The sequence below is a fragment of the Psychrobacter sp. 1U2 genome, from assembly GCF_051847575.1.
In genome coordinates, this window is record NZ_JBPYDC010000017.1 from 1 (window position 1) to 11,932 (window position 11,932).

The following is an 11,932-nucleotide window of genomic DNA, read 5'->3' on the forward strand; positions in this document are numbered from 1 at the left end:
CAAGGATTAAATTATTTTATTTTAAAAGTAATTTAGTGGGCTGGATGGTTATTTAATAGCTGCGCTATTCATTATTCCGCCTTCCCTCTCGACTGGGTGGCATTATACGCGCTTTCGATTCGGGGTCAAGCTTTGTTTTGGATTTATTTTGATTTAGTTTGGATTGGTGGGTTGCGCTGCGCTAACCGCACCTTTCGCTACCCTCCTATTTATAGCTTACCCATCTTTTCAAAGAAGGCCTTATAAGCAGCTATCTTTTTATCAAGTGCTAAAGGATAAGCGCGCGAAGTAGAAGGCAGACGATATAAGGTTAAGTCGTTTACCGGTTTAACTACTAACTCTTTGTCATCGCTTTGCCATTGATAGGGATAGTTGATACTTTGGTTGGTCTTAGGATACTTTGACTTGATAGGCGGCTCATCCAATAAATTCAGCAGCACCTCAGTCGCTTTGCCGCCTGTGGTAAATAGTGCTTCTAATTTAGGGACTTGCGGCAAGATGGTATCTAAATCCACTGGTGTCACTACCGTTAAATTTTTGTCTGAGGCGTTGCCCGTTTCACGAATGGCTTGCCTGACTGTGGGACATAGAGCAATGCCACGCTCAAACAAAAAGTCGCGGATACGCTTAGGATCAAAGTGTTTTTCGTCCTCGATTCTGAAATGATTGATATCATCAAAGAAGGCGCCGCCATAGATACGCCACATGTCGTTATAAAAGTTAGGATAATGAAAGCGCATTGCCCATTTATCGGAAGTAGGTGGAAACGTGCCCATCATAATGACGGTCGCATTCGGTGGCAATACTGGCGCAAAAGGGTGAGTTTCTATTTCGGTAGCGTTGTTAGTATTGTTAGCTGCTTCGTTGGTAGTTGCTTCCATTGTTGTGTTTCCCCTCTCATCTGCAGCATTAGCAAATTTATTATCGCGGCTTTCAGTCTTATAAGTTTCACTGGTCATAACATTCTTCATTAGAAAAGCGGTTTTTTTGTTATCATAGCATACGATTAATATTCGAATCGAACCAAGGCTAAAAGCCTATTTTAAAGAATACCCAAAAGATAAGAGAGCACTTATGAGCGAGCTAAATAACGACTTAAGCATTACCGTCATCGATCATCCATTAATACGTCATAAGTTAAGCTTGATGCGCGAAAAAGACTGTAGTACCTATAAGTTTCGTACTTTGACCAAAGAGCTGTCGCGTCTTATGGCTTATGAAGCAAGCCATGATTTTGAGATTGAGACTTTTCCAATGAATGGATGGTGTGGTGAGATAGAAGGCGAGCAAATCGTTGGTAAGACGGCAACGGTTGTGCCTATTTTGCGTGCCGGCCTAGGGATGCTCGATGGCGTGCTCGATCTGATCCCCACCGCGAAAATCTCAGTAGTCGGCCTGCAACGTGATGAAGAGACTTTACAACCAGTACCGTTCTTTGAGAAGTTCGTCAGCCACATGGATAAACGCCCGGCATTGATTGTCGACCCTATGCTCGCTACTGGCGGGTCGATGGTCGCGACAATAGATATGCTCAAGCGCCATGGTTGTAAGAATATCAAAGCTTTGGTACTCGTGGCCGCTCCTGAAGGGGTACGCTTGGTCAATGAAGCGCATCCTGATGTGACTATCTATACCGCCGCTCTCGATAGCCATTTAGATGAACATGGTTATATTATTCCAGGGCTTGGTGATGCTGGTGACAAGATATTTGGTAGACAATAGTTTTAGTAGACAATAATGCTGCTAGTGACTCGTTATCACGTGCGCTTTAGGCTATCAAGAATAGGCAATAAGGATCAATCATGAATGTATTAATTACTGGTGCGAGTGCCGGGTTTGGTAAAGCGCTGGCGGAGAAGTTGGTAGCGCAAGGTCACCGCGTTATCGGCTGTGCCCGGCGTCTAGATAAACTGAATGAGATGACAGATACGTTAGGCGAGCTGTTTTTGCCAGTCGTTATGGATGTCAGCGATACCCAGTCCATCGCTCAAATTATTGCTTATTTGCCAAAAGACTTTAGCCAAATTGATGTCTTAGTCAATAACGCAGGCTTGGCGCTCGGCACTGAGCCTGCGCAGAATGCCAAGCTCGATGACTGGATGCAAATGGTCGATACCAATGTCAAAGGCTTAATGGCGCTTACTCACGCGGTGTTGCCTACTATGGTTGCGCGTGATAGCGGATATATCATCAATGTCGGCTCTATTGCCGGCACTTGGCCTTATTATGGTGGCAACGTATACGGCGCGACCAAAGCGTTTGTAAAGCAGTTTAGCCTCAATTTGCGCGCGGATCTACTAGGTACACAAGTGCGAGTGACTAATCTTGAGCCGGGTAACGTCGCGGGCACTGAGTTTTCAAACGTACGCTATCATGGCGATGATGAAAAAGCGGCGCAGGTCTATGATGGCTTTAAAACCATGACGGGTGATGACATCGGCGATATTTTATTGTGGTTGATTGAGTCGCCGGCGCATATTAACGTTAATCGCTTGGAAGTCATGCCAGTGGCGCAGACCTATAATGGTTTGACGATTGCTAAAGACTGATATTAAAGAATAAAATGGCAAGGTTAATTCATTTTAAACAGCACTTATCAGCGTAATTCATAATAACGAAGCAATATAGTCTCAGCTATATTGCTTTTTTTAATCTCGCTCGTCTCAATTAGCTCTTCGTTAACTAAACGCAAATCATGAAAGCCCAGTATCAACACTTCATTACGACTGCGCTCGCTGGTACGCTTATTATGGCGTATCGGAAACCCCATGACTTGCTTGCCCGCTATAGTCAGCTGATTGATAATAAGGTGCGGATGGGTTACTTTTGCAGATTTTAACGGGTGTTGATGGAGCTTTTGCGCGGCGACTACCGCAGTAGCAGGATTAACCGTAGTGGTGAATAGCCTCTCTTGTCTTGCGCTTTTGGGCATCTCACCTGCAAAAAATAAAGTTTGATGAAGTGGTAGATATTGAGCATGGCGTGTCAGCTCAGTGCGAAATAGCGCGGGCATATCCATATTGAAACTATCTTCGGTTTGCTGGTAGAAAGCGGCAAAACTACGCTGAATATAACGCCCAAAAACAGTCGCATTGATCCACTCTTGATAGGTAGGGTTTTTTAGTAGCTGCTTAGCAAAAGCATCGGCAGTCAGATCGATACTAGCTGTCAGTATTGCCAGCAATAGCTGATGCGAATCTATAAAAGTCTGCTGCTGCCACACTAGCGGATAGAGGCTCATATCTAACGAAGCTAAAGTCGCTCTACTCATTATTACGCTTCCTTTTTGACGAGTTGTCGTCGCTATTTTATCGTTATACTCATGTTCGAACCATTATTGAACATTGGCGCTTAGACGGCAGCGGCTATTCGTACTCTCATTGCAGGCTATATTTTGTGCTATGGTCAATGAACTGATTTACTATAACAATCTTAGCGCACTTATATCCGTTCTGAAAATAAACTCCAAAATAGATCCTAGCGAATACATTGCTGATTCTGATACTGACCTAGCTTTTGTAACCTCACAAAAGGCGCGAAATCTATTATGGCAATCATTTGGAGGCAGACAAGTAAACAATCATGATAAAAAAATTACTCACGTTACCGATACCCGACCAGTATCAAGTGCAAACTGCTCATATTACGATTACTGATGGCGCGCTACTACCCATCTCTATCATTGGTCAAGGCTCGCCTGTGCTCATGCTGCATGCTTATGGTATGGATGCGCGTGAATTTTTGCCCTTTATTTTACCGCTTGCCCGCAAACATACCTTTTATTTACCGCATTTGCGCGGCTTTGGGCTGGCACAGCCTATCGGTCTTACGCAGTTTGATTTTGTTCGTCAATATGCAGAAGATGTTGGCTCTATAATCGAGCAAATTTGTGAATGGCGGCAAGTCGAGACTATACCTGTCGCTGCTATCTCGATGGGCGCGCAAGTGATGTGGTCTTATTTTGAGAAATTTGGTGTAGCAAGAGTCAGCCGTTACCTCAATATCGATCAAAACCCTGCCATTCACAATCAAGATGATTGGCAAGGCGGGCTCTTTGGTTCGCGTCAGCAAGAGGTATTCGATATCTTTCGTAGTGTCATCGATATGAGTGTGCCTTATGCGGATGCCGAGAGCTTTACCCACCTGCCTTTCACGCTTAAACGCCATGCTACTGATGTCGAGCGCTTATTCTCGCTATTATCGGTGAATCGCACGCGTTCAAAAGCGTTTATACAAGCGATGACTTATAAGAACGATCCTAAGCTTGCGCTATATGACCATAGTATTTGGAATCATAAAAGGCAATGCTTGCAAGCCTATCTGAGCTTACCTTATGACTTTCGCGGTGCGATAGATAAAGTGACGATTCCGGTAGTCAATCTCATTGGCGGGCGCTCCAAGCTCTACGATCCAAAATGGCAGCATAAAGTGACGCAGATGTTGCCTAATGCTAGGGAGATTGTGTTGCCCAAAGCTGGTCATGCGATACCGCTGGATGAGCCTATTGGTTTTCACAAGGTGTTAAAGAGATTTTTTGAGAATGATTTATGAGTAGGAACCAAAAAGCGACTTAGTAAAGTCGCTTTTTTATGAGAAGTTGCCAAAACTTAAAGATTAACCCGCTAAGGCTTTAATAAGCTCGAAGCGTGATATTTGCTTACCATCACGGGTAACCATTTCGGTAAACATCGTAAAAGGCCTAACCCAAACGCCATACTCGCCGTACAGACAACGATAAACGACTAACGCCTCTTCGGTTTCGGAGTGCTGAGCCGTATGCAGGACTTGATAAAGATTGCCTTTATAGTGGCGGTAGATGCCTTGGGGGACGTGCTGATCAATGGTTTGAGAGTTTTCCGTCATGACTATTACCTTGTTTTAACCTTAAAAAAACAAGGCTAACTACCGTCAACCTTGTTTTCATTTACCTTTATTAATCTTATGCGCTCTATGCTACTGTAACTTTCGCATAGCCCTTTTTACCTGCTTGAATAACGACGCTCTGACCTGAGGTTAAGCTAAATCCACCATCAACCACTTCACCATCGACTTTTACCGCGCCGCGTTTGACCATATCTTTGGCTGCTGAGTTATTTTTGGCAAGCTCTGCTTGATTCAATATCTGCGTGATAAATAGCGCGTCCGCACCTTCTAAGTCCAACATCACCTCTGGCAAATCGACGGGTAGCTCGCCATCGGCTAAGACGTTACCGGCTGATTTATGCGCATTAGCTGCTGCGTCAGCGTCATGGAAACGCTCGATTAACTCTTCAGCAAGAATACGTTTGATCTCTTGCGGATTGCGGCCGTTTTCCATCTCTGCCATCAACGCTTCGACTTCTTCCATCGGCTTAAAGCTTAAAAACTCGAAGTAACGGCGAATTAAGGTATCTGGCATCGATAGTAGCTTTTGGTACATCGTGCCCGGTGCATCATAAATGCCGACATAGTTGCCGAGTGACTTCGACATTTTATTAACGCCGTCTAAGCCTTCTAAGATTGGCACGGTGATGCAGACTTGTGGCTCTTGGCCATAACGACCTTGCAAAGTGCGACCCATCAAAATATTAAAGGTCTGATCGGTACCACCAAGCTCGACGTCGGCTTTTAGCGCGATAGAGTCATAACCTTGCACTAAAGGATATAAAAACTCATGAATCGCAATGGGCGTTTGCGCCGCGTAGCGCTTGGAGAAATCGTCGCGCTCAAGCATCCGCGAGACGGTCAGCTGGCTTGATAACTGAATCATATCGCCCGCTGACATATCCTTGAACCATTCGGAGTTAAAGACAATCTTAGTCTTATCTTTATCCAAAATCTTAAACACTTGCTCTGCATAAGTCTGCGCGTTGACTTTGATTTGCTCATCGGTCAACGGCGGACGTGTGCTATTCTTGCCCGAAGGATCACCAATCTTGGCGGTATAATCGCCGATAAGAAAATAAATCTCATGACCCAAGTCTTGAAAGTGCTTGAGCTTATTGATCAGCACCGTGTGACCCAAATGTAGGTCCGGTGCGGTAGGATCAAATCCCGCTTTGATACGTAGCGGGCGATTCAGCTTAAGCTTAGCGACTAAATCCTCTTCGGACAAAATCTCTTGGGTACCGCGCTGAATCAGGGCAAGTTGTTCTTCTAGGCTGTAGGACTGCTCTGTCATGTTGCTCTCTTGTTTATCTTTATTAAATGGTGGATGCCTTACGGGCTTTTAGAATCTTGAAGGCTTATAAAAAGTGTTAGAATTTGAGAGATATATTAGCTTTTTTTAAGGGAAATTGCCATGAGTAACGCCGCACCTACTATAAATACAAATAATAATGACTCTGAGCTGACTACTAACGATTATGACGACCTAGACTACACCGCGCTCACTGACGCCCTTGAACAGACGGTATTCGAGAACTTCGACGACGGTCTATATATCGGTATGATGTCAGGGACGAGCTTAGATGGCATGGATGTAGTGCTGTGTCAGTTTACAGGCGATAGCGAAACCACTCCGCAGCCCTTGCAGCTCATCGCAAGCTATAGCCAAGACTTTCCAGCGCGTCTACGTGAGGTGTTACTGGCTCTGTGCCAACCAGACGGCACTGCTGCTCTAACTCCTAACTTCGATGAGCCTAATGATTTGGTGAGCGAGCTGGACTGGTTCGGTTGGGCCAGTCGCGAGTACAGTGAGTTTGCCAGCGAAGTGGTCAATACCTTATTACAGCAAGCCAATACCGATTCTGAATCTGTGCTCGCCATTGGCTGTCATGGGCAAACCGTACGTCACCGTCCACAAATGGCGGTGACCTTACAACTACTCGATGCCAATATTATCGCTGAGCGTACCGCTATCAGCGTCGTCAGTGATTTTCGGCGCCGCGATATGGCAGTTGGCGGTCAAGGCGCGCCTTTGGTGCCCGCCTTTCATAAGGCTTTATTTTCTGACGCCGCTAGCACTCGTATCTTACTGAATTTAGGCGGTATTGCGAATATCACTGTCCTACCGTCATCGTCTGACAGCATTGAGGGTTATGACACTGGTCCTGCTAATCTGTTATTAGACGCTTGGGCCAAACAGCATATCGATAAAGACTATGATCAAGATGGTAGATGGGCGCAGTCAGGACAAGTGATCGAGCCACTGCTTAATCAACTCTTAGAGCATCCGTTTTTTGCCCAGCCTCATCCTAAAAGTACCGGACGCGAAGACTTTAATTTAGCTTGGCTACAAGCTGAGCTACAAACCTTTGATAAAACAGCGACCGATACGCGCTATTCAGCGGCTGACGTACAGGCGACGCTGACCGAGCTGACCGCTATCAGCGGTTGCGATCAGATCAATAAGTTTATTAATAATCAACAGAAGAGCTACGTTTATGTTTGCGGTGGCGGCGCGCTCAATAGCTATTTGATGACGCGTCTGCAAGCGCATCTTCCGCACTGCGTTGTGACTACCACCACTGAATTGGGACTGCAGCCGACTTGGGTAGAATCGGTCGCTTTTGCTTGGCTTGCGCGGCAAACCTTGATGGGCGAGACTGGTAACTTGCCGGCGGTCACCGGCGCGCGCAAAGGTGTGGTACTCGGTCAAGTTTGTTTTGCTTAAACCGGTACTTTAGGTTTACAAACGTAAACTAATATATATTATACTGGCTGTTAAAATAATATCATTTTTGTACAGTCAGAATAGGATATAGGTATGAGCAAACAGCAGCAAAAGTCGCGTCAAAAGCAGCCGCACTATGAGCGTTCCGATGAGATGCGAGTGGTAGTGACTGGCATGGGAGCGATTACTCCGCTAGGCTTAGACGTCGACAGTACATGGACACGCCTGCTGGCTGGTGAAAGCGGCATCACTCCTATTGAACACTTTGATGCCAGCGACTATCGTACGCAAATTGCAGGTACGGTCAGAGACTTCGATGCCAAGCAGTTTATGAATGCCAAAGATGCGCGGCGTTACGATGAATTTATTCATTACGGCATAGCTGCCTCGAGCATGGCGCTAAAAGACGCGGGATTCATAGATGAGGTCACTGCCGGCGATAGCCCTGTAGCTAATGTTGATTCAGAACGTTTTGGAATTATTCTAGGCTCAGGGATTGGCGGTATTCAAACCATTGAAAATAGCCGTGATACGCTACGTGATAAAGGCGCTAAAAAAGTCTCGCCTTTTATTATTCCAGGCTCTATCGTCAATATGGCAGCAGGCTTAGTCGCCATTAAGCATAAATTACAAGGCCCAAATCTAGCGACTTCCACCGCTTGTACCACTGCGACGCACGCTATCGGTTTAGCCGCGCGTCTGATTGCTCATGGCGATGCTGACGTTATGCTCGCAGGCGGTAGTGAAAAAGGCTCAAGCCCACTAGGTATCTCAGGATTTGGCGCTATGCATGCGCTCTCTACGCGCAATGAAGAGCCGACTCGTGCCTCACGTCCTTTCGATAAAGATCGCGATGGTTTTGTACTAGGCGATGGCTCAGGTGTCGTAGTGTTAGAGAGCTTAGCCCATGCTAAGGCTCGCGGCGCAACTATCCTTGCAGAGCTAGTCGGCTTTGGGATGAGCGACGACGCCAGTCATATTACCGCGCCGCCAGAAGATGGTCGCGGTGCAGCGCGCGCGATGCAAAATGCGCTCAATGACGCGGGTATCGAGCCCTCAAAAGTCGGCTATGTCAACGCGCATGGCACTAGTACCCCAGCAGGTGATGTCGCTGAATCTTTAGCGATTGAGTCCGTATTTTCAGCGGTAAAAGATAGCATCCTCGTCAGCTCAACCAAATCTATGACTGGGCACCTACTAGGCGCGGCAGGCGGTATTGAAGCGATATTTACGGTACTTGCTTTGCAACATCAGGAGGTTCCGCCAACAATTAATCTAGATAATATCGAAGACAACTGTAATCTAGACTATGTGGCCAATCAATCGCGCAAGGTTGACGATTTGAATTATGCGGTATCTAATAGTTTTGGCTTTGGTGGTACTAATGGGTCGCTTATTTTTGCCCGTTGGTCTTAGCCTATAACGCTTCATTTTAACAAGCTCATTTTATTAGCGTAAGATTTATAATCGTTTTGCTACGTTTGTCCTCTTGCAGCCCCTTATTATACTTGCGTATGATAAGGGGTAATTTTTAGCAGTTTATGGAAGCCATTATGTCGAGCTATTCTTTTTCTCATGAATTCTATCAGCATTGGACAGGAGCTCCTCAGCCAGTACGCGCCGCTATTGTGCAAGAATTGAAAGATATCACTGCGCTATTGCAGACAGATACCTCGTTCGAGCAGTTCGTCTTTAGTAATCATGATCTCGATGCTCATCTTGATGACTTATACGGTGCGCACGAGAAGCAGCAAGCCGCGGCAAAAGTGCTTGCTGACGAGCAAGCAGCACTGCGGGCTGAGGCTGAACAGCAACGTTTAGAAGAAGAGCGTTTAGCTCAAGTCAAAGCGCAGGCTGAGCAGCAAGCGGCAGAAGAAAAAGCGCGAGCTGAAGCAGAGGATGAACAGCTGCAAAAACAGCAAGCCAGTCAGCAGCAAGACCCTCAAGAGCGAAGCGCTAGTGAAGAGAAGCAAAGCTCAGACAACACTCATAACAACAAAGCTGACGCTTCGAAAGAAATCGGTACTGAGCTAAAGTCTGAACTGGGTACTGGGTTTGGCGCAGTGACTGATAATAAAACGACTACTGCTCACGATGAGCAGCTGATTAAAGCAATCGATGCTAAAGCTTCTTATGCAGCGTCTTCTATCGACTTATCGTTAAAAGACACGCAACTTAGTACAGCTGATCAACAAATGATTCATGAGCTAGAAGTTCATATCGATGATTATTTAACCGAACAGATGATGCAGTTATCCGAAACGCTAAAGTCTTGGCTACGCGCGGAAGTCACGCGTCAGTTAAGCGAAAAGCAATAAACCTTTAATATGTAATAAAAAAGTCAAAAACAAGCTCAAAAAAAGCGCCCAAGCCTTAAATAGCTGAGCGCTTTTTTTATGTTTGATAGGTCAGAATCTATAGTTATTCACTACCAAAACAGCTTTTTTAAATAGCTTGCGTACGCTTCGTGAGCCACTCAAGCGCAGCTCCCTCTACACGGCTATTTAGCTCAGCATAGACTTGGCTGTGATAGTCATTTAACCAGTCAATCTCTGTCTGATCTAGAAGCGACTTATCGATGAGACGGGTATCGATAGGACAGTAAGTCACTGTTTCGAAGTTCAGAAAATCACCAAACTCTGTTTCGTTAGGTTTAGCCACGGCTTTATTAACCACTAAGTTTTCGATACGAATCCCCCACTTACCTTCGCGGTAGAGTCCCGGCTCATTGCTTGAGATCATATTCACTTTCATCGCGCGCTCTTTTGGCGTGCTAGCACTATAAGCGATAACTTGCGGGCCTTCATGGACGTTCAAGAAGTAACCAACGCCGTGCCCAGTACCATGACCATAGTCCATCTGAGCTTGCCATAGCGGCGCTCGACAAATCGCATCAATCAGTGGGGAAGCGATACTGTCAGGGAAGTGCGCGCGTGCTAAGGCAATGTGCGCTTTGAGTACCGTAGTGAAGTCGCGCTTATGCTCGTTCGTTACTTGCCCAATACCGACCACGCGAGTAATATCAGTCGTACCGTTTTGATACTGAGCACCCGAGTCAATCAGCAATAAGCCGCCTTCGCCATCATTGACATCAAGATAGCTGAACTTCTCTGGCGTCGCACGATAATGCGGCAAAGCGCCGTTATCATTGAAGCCAGCAATGGTTGGAAAGCTTGGCGAGATATAGTTGGGCTGCTGACTACGCTTATCGATCAGCATGCTATCGACATCCAACTCGCTCAAACGCTCACCGCTTGCCAAGCGCTCCTCGAACGCACTGAAAAACTCGCACAGTGCCGCGCCATCTTGACGCATCGCCTCGCGGACATGATCCACGTCGGCATCTGACTTGACGGACTTAAGTAAAGTGCTCGGCGCAATCTGCTCAATAAAACCAACGCCATCGACCATCTGCGATAAGGTGCCAACAGCAACTTTACTCGGGTCTAATAATAGTAAGTCGTCGGCTGTCAGTCCGCCAAGCGCTTGTTGTACCGCGTCATAATCAGCAAGTGCTATGCCGCTATCTTGCAGGCTTTGCTTGATATCGGCACTGACTTTATTATTATCAACAAATAGCGTTGCGGTTTCTGCATCAATGAGCATATGTGCCAAAAATACAGGATTATAATCGACATCAGAGCCGCGCAAATTAGTCAGCCAAGCGATATCATCTAAGCTCGATAATAGATGGTGCGTCGCACCGCTATCTGCCATACCGCCCCGAACCGCGCTGAGTTTATCAGCGGTAGACTGCGAAACAAACTGCTCGTCATGCTGATATAACTTCGCCGTTGGCAATGCTGGACGATCTGCCCAAATGTCAGTCAACACATCACGATCAGTAATCAAAGTAATGTCGTGAGCTTCAAAAGCATCCAATAGACGGTCTTGCTCAGCGATGGAGAGTACATTACCATCAATCGCTACGCTATCACCTTCGCTTAAATGCTCACTCAACCAGTCAATGTGGTTGGGCTGCTTGGGTGCGAGCTTCTCTAGGGTAATCCCAGTATCTGCTAACTGGTCAGCGGCGTGTACCCAATAGCGGCTATCGGTCCATAGCCCCGCAAAGTCAGCAGTGACCACCAGCGTACCTACAGAGCCGGTAAACCCTGAGAGCCATAGGCGGGCTTGCCAATATTCCGGCAGATACTCGGATAAATGTGGATCTGCAGAAGGGACGATAATAGCGCTAAGATCCTGTTTAGTGAGCTCTTGGCGTAGGCTGTCGATACGGTCGTGAATAGTCTGTTTACTCATTGAGTGTTCCTTATAGATTTTTAATTTTTAGCGGTTTGTTATGCATAGCGATTATCAGTAATCGTCTGGTTGTAA

At 46.2% G+C, this 11,932-nt stretch carries 11 protein-coding genes; 6 read left to right on the top strand and 5 right to left on the bottom strand.

Translation table 11 applies throughout. The annotated features are described in order from the left end of the window. Positions 1 to 209 precede the first annotated feature (209 nt). Positions 210 to 881 carry a DNA glycosylase gene (locus ACS8FD_RS09095; RefSeq protein WP_439275576.1) on the bottom strand — a complete coding sequence of 224 codons (672 nt, stop codon included), beginning with the start codon at positions 879 to 881 and terminating at the stop codon, positions 210 to 212. A 193-nt stretch (positions 882 to 1,074) separates the two neighbouring features. On the opposite strand from ACS8FD_RS09095, the gene upp reads away from it, so the two are divergent. Together upp and ACS8FD_RS09105 are read left to right on the top strand one after the other, a co-directional pair. Beyond that, on the top strand, positions 1,075 to 1,722 hold the full coding sequence (gene upp, locus ACS8FD_RS09100; protein ID WP_439275530.1) for a uracil phosphoribosyltransferase: 648 nt from the start codon (positions 1,075 to 1,077) through the stop codon (positions 1,720 to 1,722). Between the two features lie 80 nt (positions 1,723 to 1,802). Continuing rightward, positions 1,803 to 2,549 carry an SDR family NAD(P)-dependent oxidoreductase gene (locus ACS8FD_RS09105; RefSeq protein ID WP_439275531.1) on the top strand — a complete coding sequence of 249 codons (747 nt, stop codon included), beginning with the start codon at positions 1,803 to 1,805 and terminating at the stop codon, positions 2,547 to 2,549. A 47-nt stretch (positions 2,550 to 2,596) separates the two neighbouring features. On the opposite strand, the gene ACS8FD_RS09110 is transcribed toward ACS8FD_RS09105, so the two are convergent. Further along, positions 2,597 to 3,271: a hypothetical protein gene (locus tag ACS8FD_RS09110; RefSeq protein ID WP_439275532.1), complete on the bottom strand. Its 675-nt coding sequence runs from the start codon at positions 3,269 to 3,271 to the stop codon at positions 2,597 to 2,599. Between the two features lie 311 nt (positions 3,272 to 3,582). Here ACS8FD_RS09110 and ACS8FD_RS09115 point away from each other — a divergent pair, with 311 nt between their 5' ends. Then, a complete protein-coding gene (locus ACS8FD_RS09115; RefSeq protein ID WP_439275533.1) occupies positions 3,583 to 4,551 on the top strand; it encodes an alpha/beta fold hydrolase in 969 nt (322 codons plus the stop codon). Between the two features lie 63 nt (positions 4,552 to 4,614). On the opposite strand, the gene ACS8FD_RS09120 is transcribed toward ACS8FD_RS09115, so the two are convergent. Together ACS8FD_RS09120 and tyrS are read right to left on the bottom strand one after the other, a co-directional pair. Beyond that, positions 4,615 to 4,863 (bottom strand): DUF1653 domain-containing protein, encoded by a 249-nt coding sequence (locus tag ACS8FD_RS09120; protein ID WP_439275534.1) that lies wholly within the window; start codon positions 4,861 to 4,863, stop codon positions 4,615 to 4,617. Positions 4,864 to 4,948: 85 nt separating this feature from the next. Next, entirely contained in the window at positions 4,949 to 6,160 is a 1,212-nt protein-coding gene (gene tyrS, locus ACS8FD_RS09125; protein WP_439275535.1) for a tyrosine--tRNA ligase, read from the bottom strand. Positions 6,161 to 6,280: 120 nt separating this feature from the next. Here tyrS and ACS8FD_RS09130 point away from each other — a divergent pair, with 120 nt between their 5' ends. The 3 genes from ACS8FD_RS09130 to ACS8FD_RS09140 all read left to right on the top strand — a co-directional run bounded on the left by ACS8FD_RS09130 (position 6,281) and on the right by ACS8FD_RS09140 (position 9,912). Continuing rightward, a complete protein-coding gene (locus ACS8FD_RS09130; RefSeq protein WP_439275536.1) occupies positions 6,281 to 7,594 on the top strand; it encodes an anhydro-N-acetylmuramic acid kinase in 1,314 nt (437 codons plus the stop codon). A gap of 93 nt (positions 7,595 to 7,687) precedes the next feature. Then, positions 7,688 to 9,010 (top strand): beta-ketoacyl-ACP synthase II, encoded by a 1,323-nt coding sequence (gene fabF, locus ACS8FD_RS09135; RefSeq protein ID WP_439275537.1) that lies wholly within the window; start codon positions 7,688 to 7,690, stop codon positions 9,008 to 9,010. A 137-nt stretch (positions 9,011 to 9,147) separates the two neighbouring features. Further along, positions 9,148 to 9,912: a hypothetical protein gene (locus ACS8FD_RS09140; RefSeq protein WP_439275538.1), complete on the top strand. Its 765-nt coding sequence runs from the start codon at positions 9,148 to 9,150 to the stop codon at positions 9,910 to 9,912. A 127-nt stretch (positions 9,913 to 10,039) separates the two neighbouring features. Here ACS8FD_RS09140 and ACS8FD_RS09145 read toward each other — a convergent pair whose 3' ends face one another. Continuing rightward, the gene (locus ACS8FD_RS09145; RefSeq protein ID WP_439275539.1) at positions 10,040 to 11,857 is read right to left on the bottom strand and encodes an aminopeptidase P family protein; all 1,818 of its coding nucleotides are present in this window, start codon (positions 11,855 to 11,857) and stop codon (positions 10,040 to 10,042) included. Positions 11,858 to 11,932: the final 75 nt, after the last annotated feature.